The following is a 17,193-nucleotide window of genomic DNA, read 5'->3' as shown; positions in this document are numbered from 1 at the left end:
GGCTGCGCAGTTTTTTTATGCGCAAAATCAAACTATGCTGACAGAAACGAACACAAAAAAAAGAAAGCCATACGGAACTTGCCCGTATGGCTTTGACTATGCTTATTAGTATTACTTGAACGCGATGCCCCAGTTTGTGCTGACCTTCTGATACAGCTTCAGCTTTACGTTCTTCTTCTGAGAATTGTAAAGGAACATAGAAGCCGCAACGCCTGCGATAGAAAGAACGACAGCAACAATAACACCTACTGTGCCCTTGATGATAAGAGCAAGTATAATCGCAACAACAACTACGCCCAGAATGATAGGCAGACAGAAGTTTGCGAAAGAGCGGTTATTAACTTTGATGTAGTGAAGGATCTCCTTCTGGCTGAAGGACTCATAGTAACGAGCGATAAAGGTATCAGGTCTTGCCCACTGGCAGAATTCCTTTACACCCGCAAATCTGATGGAAAAGTCCTGTCCTGTGTCGGTCACACGATAATCTACAACGACGCCGTCGTCGATCTCCTTAGTTCCCATGATATGAACTAATGTTCCTGCCTTGACCTGATTGCTCAAGCTCTTGGTAACAAGAAACTTTCTGTCAACAGCTTCGTCAATACTATTGAGCATATACGTCATAATGATCTTCCCTTCCTGATATATAAAATACTGTTCGTCTGACACGACAGTCATAGTTCTTATATAATATTATAACACGTTTTTTCCGAAAATGCAAGTTTATTTTAGGATTTTTTTAAATATACCCATAGAAAAAGTGTAAAAAAAATGATATAAAAATATCGTTTAAGTATAAATCATGCACAAATCGGAGGTTCGATTTTAGAACATTCGGCATAATATTACAGGTAGTATATATATTATATCATAATTCGCCGTCTTTGTCAATGCTCTTTTAGAACAAAGTTAACAAAAATATTTTATGATAAGATACCCTTGATAAATATCTCAAGTCCGATGCCGATGAGAATAATTCCGCCGAGGATCGTCGCCTTTCCGCTGAGCTTTGTGCCGAAGGTCTTGCCGATACGCACGCCCGTCAGACTGATGCCGAAGGTCACGACGGCGATGAGCAGAGAACAGACGAGCGCCATCACAAACCCGTAGTCCGAGATGGTGAAGCCCACAGACAGCGCGTCGATAGAGGTCGCGATGCCCTGCGTGAGCAGCGCGGCAGGGGTGAGCCTTGCGACTTTGCTGTCCTCGTCGCCGCCTTTGATACCCTCTTTGAGCATACTGCCGCCTATCCAGCAGAGCAGGATCAGTGCGATCCACGGAATCAGCACGCGGAAGCTCTTGAACAGCTCGGCGGCGGTACAGACTACGAACCACCCGATCAGCGGCATGAGCCCCTGAAACGCACCGAACGTCCCCGCGATAGACATGGACTTTAAACGGCGCATTTTCGGCTCGTTGAGGCCGTTCGCAAGCGATACCGAGAACGCGTCCATGGCGAGCCCGACTCCGAGCAGCAGACTGTTGACAAAAAATACAGCAGAAAATCTCACAAAAAATTCCTCCAACAAAAAAAGTCATGACGCAAAGCCATGACAGTCAGAAGGGTATATTACGACCGTGCATAGCTTTAACATCTATGCACAAGTCTCGCAATTCAAAGCAAGCCAGACGTTCCAAACGCCAGTATGTTGACTTGCTGCTCACCGAGCCTGCTACTCCCTTGTACAAACCTTATTATACCATAACCATCGGGGCTTGTCAACCCGATTATAGAAATTTAACAATCCCCGATGGCTTGGTTTTTTCTGACATAAGTGAGTATTTATTCAGAACAAATCTCATGAAATGGTCAACATCAAACTTCTAAATCTACTCAAAATTCTTCAAATATTAAAAGTCTTTGGAAAGGGATCCGCCTTAGCTTCGCACGGCAAGGGGAGAAAAGCACACTCAATGCAGCCCCGTGCGGTACTCGCCGGGCGTGCAGCCCTCGTGGCGTTTGAAGAGCTTGCAGAAGTAGCCTGCCGTGCAGAAGCCTGTTTCGACCGCGATGTCCTCGACGGGCTTTTCGGTGGTGATGAGCTGCTCCTTGGCGGCTTTGATGCGGCATTTCGCGATGTATTCGGTGGGACGGCAGTTCATCGACTTGCGGAACAGGCGGCAGAGGTGCTGCTTGGACACGCCCGAGACGTTGCACAGATCATCCATCGTGATCTTCTCGCTGAAATGTCCGTTGATGTAGTCGATAGCGCGGACGAGGGGTGCGGAGGGCTTGGACTGCTCCTCTTCGCCCGAGATGATGCGGTAGAACTCAATCAGAAAATCGTAGAGCAGCGCCGATGCGCGGTAGTTTCCGAAAATGCTGTCGGCGGTCAGCGTCTCGTGGATGCGGTTGAGGATGCGTTCAAGGCGCGAAACGTCGCCGAGCTTAAACACTTTCGGCGTCGTGAGCTCCATCGTTTCCAGCATATTGTAGAAGCCGTCGCCGCCGCCTGCGACCCAGTAGGTGTCCCACACATCGCCGTTCGTGTAGTACTCGTGGGGGTAGCCCTTGGGCAGAAAGAATCCGCAGTTCGGGTTGATGCGGTACTCAACGCCGTCAACGATGAGTGTGCCGCTGCCCTTGGTGCAGAAAATTATCTGAGGGTGATAGTAGCCCTCGTTGCGGATGACGTGGTATTGAAACAGGTTGTGGCCTGCTGTGAACAGATATATCGGCAGTCTTGTTTCGCCGCCGACGATCGGGAAATCTGAAAAATACATATTCTCCTCCTATATCCTCTTGACCTTCTGCCATTTTTTCTTTCCGCTCCAGTAGTCGGGCGGGTCGCGGTAAACTGCTGTGAGCTTCGGCGCTGCGATGATGTATGCAGCACTCTTGACCCCAAGCACGCAGGCAGCCATTATCTTTGCGAGTTTTCTGTAATCTGCGGCACGTTTTTCGAGGTCGGCTATCTGTGCGGCTTCGATCTCGGGCGTTGTGTTTCTGATCTGTGCGTCCTTGACTGCGTAGGCGAGGGAGTTGTCGATGATGGGTATCAGCTTGCTGAGCAGAAAGCCCATATCAGCCGCCGTGAACGCGACTAGTACCGCCGCGAACAGCAGATAGAACATCTTTTCCCTGCCGTCTTTCAGATGCCACTCGTACCTTCGCAGTACGTTCGTGTGGTGAACCGCCATCCACAGGCAGAAAGCGCAGGTGGCGGCCGCGAACAACACTGGCAGAACGATGAACCATACCGTCTGCGAACTTTCGTGGTCGATAGTCACGCGGTCAAAGGCTGTTTGCAGCAGCAGGTTTGAAAGCACCGTGAAGCCCCCTGCGAAGATCGCCATCCTGCCGTAAAATCTTCCTGTGAATCTCATCTGATATTGTTGTCCTCAATTGTGTCTCGTCTGTATTCCGTACCGACCGAAAGCGGTGCCTGCGGTCGGCGGACTTCGCGAAAACGCTTGTCCTTGATTAATTATACCATATTGCGCACGTTTTTTCAAGTGTCGTAATCGTTTACCTCAGAAAAATCGCAGAAAGTTACCGAAAAATCTGTTCCCGCCACCAGCTGAACGGGCTGTCCTCCGTCAAGTTCGGCGGCGTAGTGCTGACCGTAGAGCTCGCCTTCGGTGCGGTGCTTAACGCATCGGTCGAGAACCGCCGCGGTGAGTCGGACCGGTGAAGCCTGCAAAATGTCCTCGTGGGGCGTGGTGAAGCTCAGCTCACCCGAACGGATGGTCATGTTCTCGCCCGTGATGTGGAAGCTGACACCCTCGACGGTCTCGGGGGCGGTCATGACGATGTCCCAGCCATTTGCGGAGCGGGTCATCTCGGCGGTGCAGGCGAAATCGCCGTCGGTCATCTCGGCGGTTACCGAGAAATTCTCGGGCAGAGGACGGTCGGGGTCGGCGGACTTTGCGCCGCAGGAGCAGAGCATGACTGCCGCAGCGCAGACGAACGGACAAACGCAGGTTATCTTCATAGTGTACCTCCAAAAAAATCCCCCTCGGATGAGGGGGAGAGTTCGGTTCACAAGACCATGAGCGAATGCCGCAGTTCCGCGATGATGTCGGTGGCGGTAACAGCCGCGGGCGAGCTGCCCTCGCAGAGAAGTTCGGCGGTGCGTCCCATGATGTACGAGCCGAGCCTGCACGCGGTCTCAAGCGGTACGCCCTGCGCCGCCATCGAGCCTGTCAGTCCTGCCAGCATATCGCCTGAGCCGCCCTTCGCCAGCGCGGAGCAGCCGAAGTTCGAGACGCGGCAGCTGCCCTCCGAGAAGGTCAGCGTCGTGCTGTCCTTTGCGTGGACGGTGACGCCGTACTTCGCCGAAAGTTCCAGCCCAAGCGCGTAGCGGTCGGCGGAAGCCTGCGCCGCAGTTACGCCGCAGAGCCGTGCCAGCTCGCCGATGTGCGGAGTGAGCAACACCTCACAGTTCTTGTCCCTCAGTACATCTATATTCTTCGCCAGCTGATTTATTCCGTCTGCGTCGATAATAAGCGGTATTTCGAGGTTTTTCACAAGTCCCTCGACGACTGCCGCCGTGCCCTCGGTCTGCCCGAGTCCGCAGCCGATGACCGCGGCGGTGCAGTTCTTCGCGTGGGCGAGGAGTATCGGCAGGGCGTCGGCGGTGATGAAGCCGTCCTCATCGCAGGGCAGGGGAGTGTAGACGCACTCGGGAGCCGTGCCTGCAATGGTGCGGATGACCTCCTTCGGGGCGGCGAGTTCGGTGATGCCGCAGCCGCTTCGGAGGGCAGCCCTCGACGCTATCGCCGCCGCGCCGATGTAGCTCTCACAGCCGCAGACCATCAGCAGCCGACCGAAAGTGCCCTTGTGGCTGTGTTCTGGTCGGAGGGGGAGTGCGCGGTGCAGGTCGTAGGCGAGTGGCTCGGTAATGCGAGTCGGGTCGGCGAGCCGTTCTTCCCACCCCGCGGGGATGCCGATGCTGCGGACGGTGACTTCGCCGCAGAAAGCCCTCGCAGGTTTCAGGCACATACCCAGCTTCGCCGCGTGGAAGGTCACGGTGTGAGCGCATCTCAGCGTTCCCACGGCGGCCTGACCCGTCATGCAGTTGACGCCGCTGGGGCAGTCGCAGGCGATGAGCTTCGCCCCCGAATCCTGTATCCTGCCGAAGAGCTCTTTCAGTTCCGTACTGAGTTCGCCGTGGAATCCCGTGCCGAACACACAGTCGATAATAAAGTCGGCTTTGAAGAGTTCGTCATCCGTCTCGCGGCGGATATCCATCCCCTCGCAAAGCGTAAATGCGCGTTTTGCAAGGTCTGTCTTTGGCTCGCCCAGCAGGTAGACGGTGACCTTGAGGCCGTTTTCTTCAAGCTGACGGGCGCAGACGAAGCCGTCGCCGCCGTTGTTTCCGCTGCCGCAGAGCACAGCCGCCCTGACGGGCTCAGCGCTGTCCGAGCTGGCGAGGGTGTACACACAGTCCGCCAGCGCCTCGCCCGCGTTGTTCATCAGATCCCAAAGCGAAACGCCGAGTTCAGCGCTTGCTGACTCGGCATTTTTCATCTGCTGCGGAGTAAGTATCCTATCCATACTATCAGTCCTTTTCTAACACGCAGAACGCCTGCGCGTAGTCATGTTCGTGGGAAATGGAGATGTGGACGGTGAGCCCCTCGGCGGCTTTTGCGGCGTTGCCCGTCAGTTCGAGATAGGGTTCGCCGTTTTCGCCGTGCAGCACGCTCACCTCGTCGAGCGAGAAACCCGAAACGCCAGTGTGCAGAGCCTTTCCGAAGGCTTCCTTGGCAGCCCACGCACCTGCCATGCTCTCGCAGGGGTCGCGCATCCCGTCAAAGCGCTGACGTTCCTGTTCGGAAAACGCGCGTCTGACGAAGTGTTCCTTTTCGGCAGCCCGCCTCATCCTCGCGATCTCGGTGATGTCGCAGCCGATACCGTAGATCACAGTTTGTTCCTTGCGTTTCTCGGGGCACTTGTCATGATGAGATCCATCAGCTCGGTGCTCGGGGTGAAGAGCAGGACGGTCTTGCCGTGATCCTTGTGATCGAATCTGAGGAAAAAGTCGGTGAGCTCGGGATTGTTCGCGGTCGCCTGCACAACAGTCTCATCGCCGCCCACAGCAAAATCCTCGTCTATTCTGCCGTACTCGGTGACCTTTGTCATGTCAACGGTGCAGAGACGCTTGCGGGATGCCTGATTGGTGATCTTGTCGATGTCGAGATCCTTGTTGGTGAGGGCGTATTCGTACTCGACGAAGAACTTTGTCACCAGCTTCCAGCCGCCCCAGCCGCAGCCGAGGGCGAGTATCACGCTGATGCTCCGCAGAGCCGTCCCCAGAAGCAGTCCGATGAACGAGAAGCCGAGAGCCACCGCTCCCACCATGATGAACAGTATGCTCAGCCTCTCACGGGTGCCTATCTCTTTTTTGACGATGAATTCCTTGAAAACGTCCATTTATCTTTATGCTCCTGTCGTTTCAGTTTTCTGCTTTTTTCTTCGGGAAGAGCCTGTTCAGAGCCTCGTAGCTCCATATCAGACCGATGGTGAAGTAGAAGTAGGGGGTCGAGCAGACCGAGGTGGTGTTGAACATCGACTGGATGAAGAAGCAGAGGAACGCGGTGAAAGCGCCGATGCCGACCGCCTTGTCAGCCTTGCCGGTGCAGGCGGCTTTCAGCAGTCTGCAAGCCTTGCCGAAGGTCAGGATGATGATCGCAAGGTAGATGACCGCGCCGATTGCGCCGCGTGTGATGGCGGTATCGAATACCTCATTGTAGGTGCGGTCGGTCTCCATGCCGTAGCCGTTCATGTACATAGCTCCCCAGTTGTCGGGACCCACGCCTATCACGGGGTACTCCTTGAACACGAGAGTGCCGTCATACCAGAGGGCGGAATAGATGCTGTCATCGTGCTCGGTATGGGCATTGAAGGCGATACCGAGACGCTCGAAGGAGTCGGTAAAGATTATCTGTTCGTTGCTCATGCGGAAGTTGTCGGTAAGAACTATGCCTGCCGCGATGCAGCCTGCTGCCGCCAGTGCCAGTGCAGAGGTGATGACAGCGGTCTTGCCGCTCTTTGAAGCGGCGGAGGTGATGAGGGTGACAAGCAGCACGCAGCCCACTCCCAGCATAGCGGGGAAGGTCTGGGTCACGATGGCAGCGCCGCTCATGATGCCTGTGCAGATGAGGCAGACGATGCGCGAAGCGGTCTTGTCGGTATGAGCCGCCTTGTTGACTGCAAAGGCTGATGCGATGGTGAGCATAGCCGCAAGAGCGAAAGGCGAGCAGGTGAAGCCGTCGGCGGCGTAGGAAGCGTCGTAAGCGGCGTAAGCGTTGAAGTACTCGGCGACGCGCACGCTGGACTTGTAGCCGAGGAACAGGTAGTTATAGTAGCTGGGAATCCACTTCGAGAGAGCGGGGATGCTCTGAAGGATGCCCATGACGGCGTTGACGGTGCCGATGCCGATAACGGTATTGGCGGCGCGGCGTCTCCAGTCAGCGTCGGTAAGGCAGATGCCGATGGTGAAGAATCCGAGGTAGCCCACGAGGGATACAAGACCTTCATCGCGGTCGAGGTATCCGTAGAAAGCCGTTCCGCGGTCGGCAGATGCGATAGTCGAGATCACCGATGAAACGAGCGACAGCGCGAAGAGCAGCAGCGCCTTATTCCTGCCGATGACGACCTCTCTCTTTACGCAGGCTATCATGAAAATAAGCATCCCGATGAAGCCCGACGCGATGAGCAGGGTCATGATGAGGAAGATGAGCGTCTCGTTGTTTTCTGTCCTGAGCATCATGTAGTCGCTGCCTGTGCCCACAGCCTTCGAGATGTAGTAAGGCACGCTGGACAGCGCCACGAGGAGCATAGCGATGATGCTGTAGATACCGCAGAGCTTATGTGTTCCCTCGGGGGTCATATTAACGATGAAGTCGGAATTTCCGCTCGAACCGAACAGATGTTTATGTTCGGCGTGGGTATCTGTTTTTGCGCTGTAAGTAGCGCTTTTCTTTGCCATATTCAATTCACTCCTGTCGGATAAATCAAATGAAAAGAGCGGACTTATGTCCGCCCTTAACTTTTTTTACTTTGCGTATTCAACGACGCGGCTTTCGCGAATAAGATTGATCTTGATCTGTCCCGGATAATTCATCTCGTTTTCGATCTTCTTAGCGATCTCTCTTGCTACGATCACCATTTTTTCGTCATTGAGCTTTTCGGGCTTGATCATAACTCTGACCTCTCTGCCTGCCTGGATAGCGTAAGTCTTTTCTACGCCGTCAAACGAGGAGCAGATCTCTTCGAGTTTTTCAAGTCTCTTGATGTAGTTTTCGTAATTCTCGCTTCGTGCGCCCGGTCTTGCCGCCGAAATAGCGTCAGCCGCCTGTACAAGAGCTGCCACAACGGTGCGTGTTTCAACGTCGCCGTGGTGAGCCTCGATAGCGTGGATCACTTCGGGAGATTCCTTATATCTCTTGCAGACATCAACGCCTATCTGAACGTGAGAACCTTCGATCTCGTAGCTCAGGGCCTTACCCACGTCGTGCAGGAGACCTGCGCGTCTTGCAAGGTTAGCGTCAACGCCCAGCTCGGACGCCATCATTCCTGCCAGGTGCGAAACCTCGATCGAGTGATCGAGAACATTCTGGCGATAGCTTGTCCTGTAGCGGAGTCTGCCTATCAGCTTCACGAGTTCGTGATTAAGTCCGTGAACGTTTGTTTCCATCACGGCTCTCTCACCCTCCTGCTTGATCCTGTGTTCAACCTCGCGTCTTGCCTTATCGACCATCTCCTCGATACGAGTAGGATGGATCCTGCCGTCTGCGATAAGTTTTTCGAGTGCTATGCGAGCGATCTCGCGGCGCACCTGATCGAAGCACGAAACTGTGATAGCCTCGGGCGTATCGTCGATAATAAGGTCGGCTCCCGTCAGGGTCTCGATCGCGCGGATATTTCTGCCTTCGCGTCCTATGATTCGACCCTTCATGTCATCGTTGGGAAGTGTTACCACCGAAACTGCGGCTTCGGATACCTGATCTGCGGCGCAGCGTGCGATCGCGAGAGAGATGTACTGTCTTGCCTTTGCCTCGCAGTCTTCCTTGACCTGTGCCTCGTAAGCCGATACCCTTACGGCCTTTTCGTGAGTAAGTTCGTCGTCGAGGCTTGCGAGCAGGTACTCCTTAGCCTGATCGACGGTGAACTGAGAGATCCTTTCAAGTTCTGCCTGCTGGCTTTCCTTGATCTTCTCAGCTTCGGCTATCTTATCGTCTGCCTTTTTGAGCTTTGACTGGAGCTGATCCTCCTTACGCTCAAGGGAGTTCATCTTCTTATCGAGAGATTCCTCCTTCTGATTCAGACGGCGTTCCTGTCTGGACACTTCGCCGCGGCGTTCCTTGATCTCCTTTTCAGCTTCCTGGCGCTGTTTGTTGATCTGGTCGTTTGCCTCAACGAGTTTTTCCTTCTTGATGTACTCAGCGTTTTTCTGAGCCTCGGCGAGCAGTCTTTCGGCTTCCTTTTCGGCTGAACCTATTGCTGCCTCGGCTGTAGTACGGCGGTATTCGACACCCTTGCTGAAGCCCTGCTTATAGAATATGTAACCGGCTGCGGCTGCGCCGATAACAAGCATGGCGAAACAGAGTGCTACTACACCAAATGTTCCCATTGTATAGCCTTCCTCCTTCTCTGAAAGCACGGAACACATCTGAGCTTTGTTTTCTGCGGTATCCGCGCGTTTTTTTCGCGTTTACGGATCGCTCTGTTTCAAAGTCTTAATGTTCCGCTCATATGAAATTTTAAAGATACAAGCATTTTTATTTTATCAAAACGTAAACGCCGTCAAGGTCTGACCTGCGGCACGATATTTTAAAAAACATAATGCATAATTTAATTGTACAATATTTTCCTGCGTTTGTCAAGGTATTTTTTCTACTTTTAATAAAAAATCCAAAAATAATTGCGGGGGTGTTTTGCGGGGGTTCTTGCCGGTTTTTCGGGTGGTTTTGGGGGTGTGGGTCTATTGCCGCTCTTGGCGAGCGGCTCGGGGGTTTGGCTCGAATCGCTTGCGCTCTCTCGCCAAAATAAAATAGGCAAATCATATGTGTTCTTGATAATGTGTTTGGGTCTTTTGGTTTGCGACTTTTTTGGCGTTTTCTCGGGATTTGCCGATTTTATGTTCGGGCGTACGCTTTTTTTTGGGGGGCTTTTTCGCCTTTGGCGAAATCGAGAGTTTCACTCTCGGGCTCTTGACCAAAGGCTGCCGCCTCTGGACTCTGCCAAGCGCGGTGGCGCTTGACCCACGGGATCGAAGCTCATTTGTTTTGGTCTTTTATTTTGAGCTCGGAAGGGGCGTTAGCTCATTGAGGTTATGATCTCGTTGGCTTTTGCGTAGATCTCGCGGGGGTCTGTGCCTATGTTGAATTCGCCGCGTTCATACAGGACTTTACCTGCACACATCGTCAGCATCACATTCTGCTTACTGCCGCTATATACTATATTATTCGCGATCGAATTCAGCGGCTGCATATTCGGCTGATTCAGGTCGATGATGATGAGGTCTGCCTGCTTGCCCTCAGCAAGGTTATCGCAGTCCTCAAGTCCCATCGCGTGCGCCGAACCTGTCGTCGCAGCTTCCAGCACCCACTGGGCAGGGCACGCCGCCGCGTCGTCCAGTTTCAGCTTCTGGAGCGCGGTCATGAGGAACATCTCGCGGAACATATCGAGGCAGTTATTGGAGGAAGGTCCGTCGGTGCCGACCGCCAGTTTCACGCCTGCGTCGTGCATCTTCACGATGGGTGCGATACCGCTCGCCAGCTTTGAATTCGAGCCCGGGCAGGTGACCGCGTACAGCCCTCTGTCGCGGAAAATGCTGATGTCGTTATCCGACAGGTGAACGCAGTGGAAGCTGCTTCCTCCGAACTCGAACAGCCCCAGACTGTCGAACAGTTCGGTCGGGGTCTTGCCGTATTTTTCAATACACTCGCGGACTTCCTTGGCGGTCTCGGAGTTGTGGGTGGAGACGCCCTGACGGTATTTCTTCGCGAGTTCGGCCATGCCTTCGAGCAGTTCGTAGCTTGCGGTGTACTCGGCGTGGAAACCGAGTCTGTAGCTGATGAGGGGGCTGATGCCGTTGAATTTCTGCATATAGCCGTCGAGCCTGTCGAGGTTCGAGGGTTCGCCCGCTATCGAGCCGCAGAGCACTGTGCGGAAACCGCTCTCGATGTTGGCTTTCACGTAAGCGTCGGGCTCGAAATACATATCGAAGGAGGCTGTCACGCCGCTTGTGAGGTATTCGAGGATCGCCAGCTTTGAGAGCCAGTAGATGTGGTCGCCCGTCAGCTTCGCTTCCATCGGGAAAATTTTGTTGAAAAGCCATTCCTGAAGCGGGAGGTCGTCGGCGTAGGAGCGCAGGAAGGTCATCGCAGAGTGGGTGTGCGCGTTCTTGAAGGAGGGCATCACGAGTCCGCCGTCAGCGTCGATCTCGCGCTCAAACCGCGTGTCTGCGAACTTTTTCGCGTCTGGCTGACCGACGAATGCGACCTTGTCACCCTCTGTCCAAACCTCGCCCTTTTCGATAGCTATGCCGTCTGTCATGGGCATTACGAGTGCATTTTTGATCCTTATCATATATATCACCGTTTTCTAAAAATAATTTTTATATTTCTATTATAACAGGTTATCTTTGCGTTGTCAAGAAACGGTTACGGATTTGGTTACAAAGAAATTACAGTGGGGGTGAAAATACGGACTTTTCAACAGCCTTTTGAAAGCTGTTGAATCAAAATAGTGTTTATTTGCATGGGTTTTTAACAGTTTCAACAGCTTTTTCAACATTATTTGGATCATTCAAAGAGTTTCTCAACTGTACGAATATTTGGCTGTAACTCTTTCGTAACCGTGAGGTTACATGGCATTTTCTGTGCGAAAAAATTGGTTTTTGGGCAAAAACACGCTGAAAACGCCGATTTTCTGTACTTTTAGAAAATTGTTCACACTTTCGGAAGGTTTTCAACTGTCCCTGTAGGGGGACTTTAAACTGTTGTTTGAAAACCCTGATGTTTAAAAAAGCGTTTATAGCGTGAGTTTTTAACAGTTTCAACAGGGTTTTCAACATTTTTTTGCGTTTGGAGCCGATTTTTTCAACAGTCCAAATATTTTCCTGTAACTTTTCTGTAATAAAATCCGCCCGAGGCGGCAGGACAGTGGATTTATTATGCCAGTCTCTATTTTTCGTTAAGAAACGGTTAAATGCTTGACATTTCCGCCTCTCGGGTGTATAATTATGAGGAACGATTATACACTAATTTACACTATAATGAAAGAAAGTTGCGAAAAGAGAAAAGAGATTTATGGAAAAGGTCTCAAGAATTGCAGATAAGTTCACCGCCTTCAAGAGAAAACTCACCTTCACACAGTACCTCGTCTGGGGGTATCTGCTGCTGATACTGGTCGGGGCGCTGGTACTTATGTTTCCCGTAAGCTCGCGAGAGCGGCAGTTCACCAACTACCTGGAGTGCTGTTACACCGCGACTTCCGCCCTAAGCGGTACGGGTCTGATGCTTTACGATGTGTACACCCACTGGTCGCTTTTCGGGCAGGCTGTGATACTCGTCATCATCCAGATAGGCGGTATCGGTTTCATGTCGATGGCGATATTCGCTCTGTCATTCACGAGCAGGAAAATAGGTCTGAAACAACGCGTTACCATGCGCGAATCGGTCAGCGGGATCAACAGCGGCGGCATCGTCAAGATGACGCGCTTCATCCTTGAGGGTACTATCATCTTTGAGGGTGTGGGCACGCTGCTGCTCGCTTTCCACTACGTGCCGAAGCTGGGGCTCGGGCTGGGCGTTTTCTACGCGCTCTTCCACTCCATCTCGGCGTTCTGTACGGCAGGTATCGACCTGATGGGCAGATTCGAGCCCGGCAGCTCGATGATAACCGTCCGCACCGACCTGCTGGTGAACCTCACGCTGATAATCCTGCTGAACATCGGCGGTATCGGCTACCTGACCTGGGACGACATCAGGACTAACAAGCTGCACTTTAAAAAGTACCGCCTGCAAAGCAAGATAATCCTTGTGATAACGCTCATTTTCTACATTGTGGGACTTCTCGTGATGCTGTTTCTTGAGTGGAACAACACCCTTCGCGACCTTGACCACATCGGCGATAAGGTGCTCGTGTCCTCGATGCTTGTGACCTCGGGACGCGACGCGGGCTTTGCGCCGCTGGTCTGCGCCGAACTGAAGCCCGCAACTATCATGATGATGCTTGTGTTCATGTTCGTGGGCGGAGCTCCCGGCTCGACTGCCTGCGGTATCAAGACCACTACTTTTACAGTCATGGTCATGACCATCGTCAGCGTGTTCAGAAAGCGCAAGAGCGTTGAGCTGTTCGGGCGGCGTATCGACGAGGAAACGGTCAGAAACGCTTGCTGCGTGACTACCCTGTATCTTATCGTGGTGACGGTCAGCGCAATATTTATCACGGCTATCGACGGTCTCGACCTCACGCCTGTGGTGTTCGAGCTGGTGTCGGCGATAAGCTCCTGCGGTCTGTCGATGGGCATCTCGTCCCAGATGTCCCACTGGTCGGTGTTCATCGTGACGCTCGTGATGTTCTTCGGCCGAATCGGCGGTCTGACTTTCATCGTCTCGCTCGCAGGAAGCGGCGTCCACGCAAGATCCCAGCTCCCCGAAGAAAAAATAATGGTAGGTTGATATGCTACGGCTGTAGAACGTCTTCACCATTTTGTGTTGGTCGTCTACTCATAGATAGCTTCTGCCTGCAAAAAGACGTTCAATGGTGGTTAACGCATCATTGTGTGTGTTTTTCAGACGGTCTCTCTTGAAATGTCAAGGGACTATCTTACCGACCACAACAAACGAACAACATATTAAAAGTCTTTGGAAGGGGGGCCGGGGGAGAACCTTTCTTCAGAAAGGTTTCCCCCGGCTAATACCCGCACAAAGTAAATAAACTTAATGGAGGAAAGTGAAATGGCTCGTTCATTTCTTATTGTCGGACTCGGAAGGTTCGGCAAGCATATGGCAAAAACATTGACAAAGCAGAATAACGAGGTGCTCGCTATCGACATCAACGAGGACCGCGTGAACGACGCGCTCAAATACGTCACTGACGCGCAGATAGGCGACGCTACCGACCCTCAGTTCGTTGAGGAGCTGGGCGTGAACAACTTCGACGTCTGCATCGTGGCGATAGGCGATAACTTCCAGAGCTCGCTGGAGACCACCTGCCTGCTGAAGGAGATGGGTGCGCACTACGTTTTCGCGCGTGCGAGCCGCGATATTCATAAGAAATTCCTGCTGAGAAACGGCGCGGATGAGGTCATCTATACCGAGCGCGAGACTGCGGAGCGCTTTGCGATGCGTTTCGGGTCGGAGGGTATCTTCGACTACTTCAAGCTCAGCGACGACTACGCGCTTTACGAGGTCAACGTGCCCGAAAGCTGGTACGGCAAGACTATCATCGAGCAGAACGTCCGTCAGAAGTACAACGTAAACGTTCTGGCGATAAAGTCCGACCGTCAGTTCGACGCTCTGCCTGGCCCCGACCACCGTTTCGCTCAGGGCGAGAAGATACTCGTTCTCGGCACGAAGGAGTCCATCAAGAAGCTGCTCAAGTAATAAAACAAGCCTGCCGTTCACGGACGACAGGCTTTCATGTTTCTAAGACCGCAAAAAACCTGCCGCTCCGAAAGGAACGACAGGCTGTTTTTTTATTCCGATACCTTAAACCTTACGCTTATCTCAATGGTGCTGCCATCGAGCGATGCCGCCACCTCGGCGTTCTGCTTTTCTGCGAGTATCCTGACGATGTAGAGCCCCAGCCCTGCACCTCCGCCGCTGCGCGAACTGTCGGCGCGGTAGCTGCGGTCGAACAATCGTTCGGTGTCGGGGATACTGCCGCTGACGCTGTTTGCGAAGCGGACGCAGCCGTCCTCTGTAACGGCGAGTTTCAGGTCGCCGTCCGAGTATTTCAGCGCGTTGCCGAGAAGATTGCCGAGCATACGCCCGAGCATCTGCGGGTCGGCGCTGATAAAGACCGATTTTGAGGGGAGCGAGATCTCGGGCTCGATTCCTGCCATCCGTATCCTGCCCTCATTTTCGAGTATGAACTCCATCATCGCGGAGGTCAGGTCGATGCGTCTGAGGCGGATAGGCTCGGTGCTGCTTTCGAGCACTGCGAGCTCGAAAAAGCGGTCGGTCATTTCTTTCAGCGTCTCGGTCTTTTCGAGACAGGTGTCAAGGTAGTCTTTCAGCTCACCCGTGAGCGCACCCGAGCGCTCGATAAGCTGTAGGTCGCCTTTTATGACTGCAAGCGGCGTTCTGATGTCGTGAGCGATGTCGGACACCGACCGTCTGAGGCTTTGTTCGGCAGCCTCGGCTTCAAATTTGAGCTGTTTCTGGCGGTCGAGCGAGCGGTTTATCGCAGCCGCAAGCTCTATGAGGTCGTCGTCGATAAGCTGTACTCTCACCTGACGGTCGTAACCCATTTCACGGGCACGGTCGATCTCGAGAGCCAGTTTTCTCAGCTGCCGCTTGAGCAAAAAGGTCTTTCGGAGCATTTACCGTCTATTATTCTGCGGTTGCAGCGTCAGACTCGATGCCGAAGCTAGCAGCAATATCGTTGGTGAATGATTCCATATCGAACTCGGTGTACTCGTCAACCTTCTTCAGGAAGAGCTGAGTAACGTCGCTGCTGTCCTCAGAGGTGAAGAGCAGGTAGCCCTCGGAAGTGATAACGCCCTTGAGGGTCTCGCCGTCGGAATCAACGGTGATGCCGTTGGAATCGTACTTCCAGGTCAGAGTGGTAACGTCGGGAGCCGAAGCGTCAGCGCCGGAAAGGCTTGCAACTTCGCCTGTACCGTCAGCCTTGATCTCGATGTGGATCATAGCGTAGAGAGGCATACCCATGATGGAGTCGTAAGCTGCGCCCTCAGCGCCCATGCAGTAGCACTCCCACTTGCCTACGAAGTCAGCCTCAGCAGAGTCAGCAGCGTCGGTTGCAGGCATAGTTACCTCATTGAACATAGCGGAAAGATCCATGGAATCGTCAGCGGTGCTGGTTACAGCCTCTTCGGAAGAAGCGTCGTCAGCGGAAGCGTCAGCAGAAGCGTCGCCTGTCTCTTCGGAAGAAGTGTCAGCAGCGGCATCCTCGGAGCTTGCCTCTTCCTTGGTCTCTTCCTTGGACTCAGCAGCTGCGGAAGTGGTCTTGGAATCCTTGTCTTCGTCCTTATCTTCCTTTTCGCCGCAGCCAACGAAAGCGGTCACTGCGAAAGTAAGAGCTGCGAGAAATGCGATAGACTTTTTCAGTTTCATAGTTTTAGTCTCCTTAACAATATCAAAAATTACCGTCCCTATATCGGACATTTACATAATAGCATATTTGAGTTTTTTTGTCAAGATATTATCAATCTTTTAACAAACACTTCGTTAATACTGTTTAAAAACAGTGAAAAAAAGGGCTATAATCTGTAGTTTTTAACTCTGAAATTCTGCAATATCGTCATTTTCACGACTGCCGCCCGATGTGAAAATAGCACCGCAGCCGAGCCTGACTGCGGTGCCGTTCTCACTCTTTCATACGGTATCCGATGCCCCATACCGTTTCGATGCAATCGTCGCCCAGCGCCTTTCTCAGCTTCGACCGAAGATTGCTCATGTGAACATTTATAGTGTTGTCTTCACAGTAATACTGCTGTTCCCACACCAGCTCGTACAGTTCCGCCTTCGAGCGGACGCGCTTGGGCTGTTCAATGAATAACCTCAGCAGCGTCAGTTCCTTCGCTGTCAGCGTCAGCGGTCTGCCGTCGGCTTCTGCGCGGTTCTCCTCGGTGAAAAATCTCAGCCGTCCGAAAGCGATGACGCTTTTCTGCTTCGCCGCGCCGCTTCTTCTCAGCTGCACCTCGACCCTGACCAGCACCTCGTCCAGATCGAAGGGCTTGATGATGTAGTCGTCCGCGCCCATCCTCAGCATTTCGAGCTTTGTCTCCATCATGCTTTTGGCGGAGATGACGATGACGGGCACATCCGAACGCTCCCTCAGCTCGGCGATCAGCGTGCCGCCGTCCTTGTAGGGGAGCATCAGATCCATCAGCACCAGATCGGGCTGTTCCTCGCGCAGCATTATCGACGCTCTGCCGCCGTCAAGGGCGCTTATCGTCTCATAGCCGTTCGATTCGAGCAGTTCGGTGAGTATCCTGCTTATCTCGCTGTCGTCCTCGATGACCGCGATCTTCGGCATACTATCACTCC

At 53.1% G+C, this 17,193-nt stretch carries 16 protein-coding genes; 2 read left to right on the top strand and 14 right to left on the bottom strand.

Annotated elements, in window-relative coordinates; genetic code table 11:
• Positions 1-111: 111 nt before the first annotated feature.
• The 11 genes from BT142_RS10775 to BT142_RS10725 form a co-directional block, all read right to left on the bottom strand.
• A complete protein-coding gene (locus BT142_RS10775; RefSeq protein WP_242940032.1) occupies positions 112-615 on the bottom strand; it encodes a hypothetical protein in 504 nt (167 codons plus the stop codon).
• Between the two features lie 308 nt (positions 616-923).
• Positions 924-1,511 carry a manganese efflux pump MntP gene (locus BT142_RS10770; protein ID WP_072418202.1) on the bottom strand — a complete coding sequence of 196 codons (588 nt, stop codon included), beginning with the start codon at positions 1,509-1,511 and terminating at the stop codon, positions 924-926.
• 400 nt (positions 1,512-1,911) lie between these two features.
• Positions 1,912-2,724: an AraC family transcriptional regulator gene (locus BT142_RS10765; protein WP_072418201.1), complete on the bottom strand. Its 813-nt coding sequence runs from the start codon at positions 2,722-2,724 to the stop codon at positions 1,912-1,914.
• Positions 2,725-2,733: 9 nt separating this feature from the next.
• Positions 2,734-3,327 (bottom strand): hypothetical protein, encoded by a 594-nt coding sequence (locus BT142_RS10760; protein WP_072418200.1) that lies wholly within the window; start codon positions 3,325-3,327, stop codon positions 2,734-2,736.
• A gap of 125 nt (positions 3,328-3,452) precedes the next feature.
• Positions 3,453-3,935, bottom strand: a complete 483-nt coding sequence (locus BT142_RS10755) for a hypothetical protein (RefSeq protein ID WP_072418199.1) — start codon at positions 3,933-3,935, stop codon at positions 3,453-3,455.
• A gap of 47 nt (positions 3,936-3,982) precedes the next feature.
• Positions 3,983-5,500, bottom strand: coding sequence for a bifunctional ADP-dependent NAD(P)H-hydrate dehydratase/NAD(P)H-hydrate epimerase (locus tag BT142_RS10750; RefSeq protein WP_072418198.1), 1,518 nt, complete (start codon positions 5,498-5,500; stop codon positions 3,983-3,985).
• 4 nt (positions 5,501-5,504) lie between these two features.
• Entirely contained in the window at positions 5,505-5,867 is a 363-nt protein-coding gene (gene acpS / locus BT142_RS10745) for a holo-ACP synthase (RefSeq protein WP_072418197.1), read from the bottom strand.
• Positions 5,864-6,376, bottom strand: a complete 513-nt coding sequence (locus BT142_RS10740) for a hypothetical protein (protein WP_072418196.1) — start codon at positions 6,374-6,376, stop codon at positions 5,864-5,866. Before BT142_RS10740 ends, acpS begins: the two co-directional genes overlap by 4 nt.
• Positions 6,377-6,398: 22 nt before the next feature.
• Positions 6,399-7,934 carry an O-antigen ligase family protein gene (locus BT142_RS10735; RefSeq protein WP_072418195.1) on the bottom strand — a complete coding sequence of 512 codons (1,536 nt, stop codon included), beginning with the start codon at positions 7,932-7,934 and terminating at the stop codon, positions 6,399-6,401.
• A 66-nt stretch (positions 7,935-8,000) separates the two neighbouring features.
• Positions 8,001-9,578, bottom strand: a complete 1,578-nt coding sequence (gene rny, locus BT142_RS10730; protein WP_072418194.1) for a ribonuclease Y — start codon at positions 9,576-9,578, stop codon at positions 8,001-8,003.
• Positions 9,579-10,264: 686 nt separating this feature from the next.
• On the bottom strand, positions 10,265-11,539 hold the full coding sequence (locus BT142_RS10725) for an amidohydrolase family protein (RefSeq protein WP_072418193.1): 1,275 nt from the start codon (positions 11,537-11,539) through the stop codon (positions 10,265-10,267).
• Positions 11,540-12,261: 722 nt separating this feature from the next.
• Here BT142_RS10725 and BT142_RS10720 point away from each other — a divergent pair.
• Both BT142_RS10720 and BT142_RS10715 read left to right on the top strand, forming a co-directional pair.
• Positions 12,262-13,635, top strand: coding sequence for a TrkH family potassium uptake protein (locus BT142_RS10720; RefSeq protein ID WP_072418192.1), 1,374 nt, complete (start codon positions 12,262-12,264; stop codon positions 13,633-13,635).
• Between the two features lie 279 nt (positions 13,636-13,914).
• On the top strand, positions 13,915-14,562 hold the full coding sequence (locus BT142_RS10715; RefSeq protein WP_092983156.1) for a potassium channel family protein: 648 nt from the start codon (positions 13,915-13,917) through the stop codon (positions 14,560-14,562).
• Positions 14,563-14,654: 92 nt separating this feature from the next.
• Here BT142_RS10715 and BT142_RS10710 read toward each other — a convergent pair whose 3' ends face one another.
• The 3 genes from BT142_RS10710 to BT142_RS10700 form a co-directional block, all read right to left on the bottom strand.
• Positions 14,655-15,503 (bottom strand): sensor histidine kinase, encoded by an 849-nt coding sequence (locus BT142_RS10710; RefSeq protein ID WP_072418190.1) that lies wholly within the window; start codon positions 15,501-15,503, stop codon positions 14,655-14,657.
• 10 nt (positions 15,504-15,513) lie between these two features.
• The gene (locus tag BT142_RS10705; RefSeq protein WP_072418189.1) at positions 15,514-16,257 is read right to left on the bottom strand and encodes a hypothetical protein; all 744 of its coding nucleotides are present in this window, start codon (positions 16,255-16,257) and stop codon (positions 15,514-15,516) included.
• 253 nt (positions 16,258-16,510) lie between these two features.
• The gene (locus BT142_RS10700) at positions 16,511-17,182 is read right to left on the bottom strand and encodes a response regulator transcription factor (protein ID WP_072418188.1); all 672 of its coding nucleotides are present in this window, start codon (positions 17,180-17,182) and stop codon (positions 16,511-16,513) included.
• Positions 17,183-17,193: the final 11 nt, after the last annotated feature.

It is taken from the genome of Ruminococcus sp. YE71 (assembly GCF_900119155.1).
Lineage (GTDB): Bacteria > Bacillota > Clostridia > Oscillospirales > Ruminococcaceae > YE71.
The sequence above is the reverse complement of the archived record's forward strand: the minus strand, read 5'-3'. Positions and strand labels throughout refer to the sequence as shown.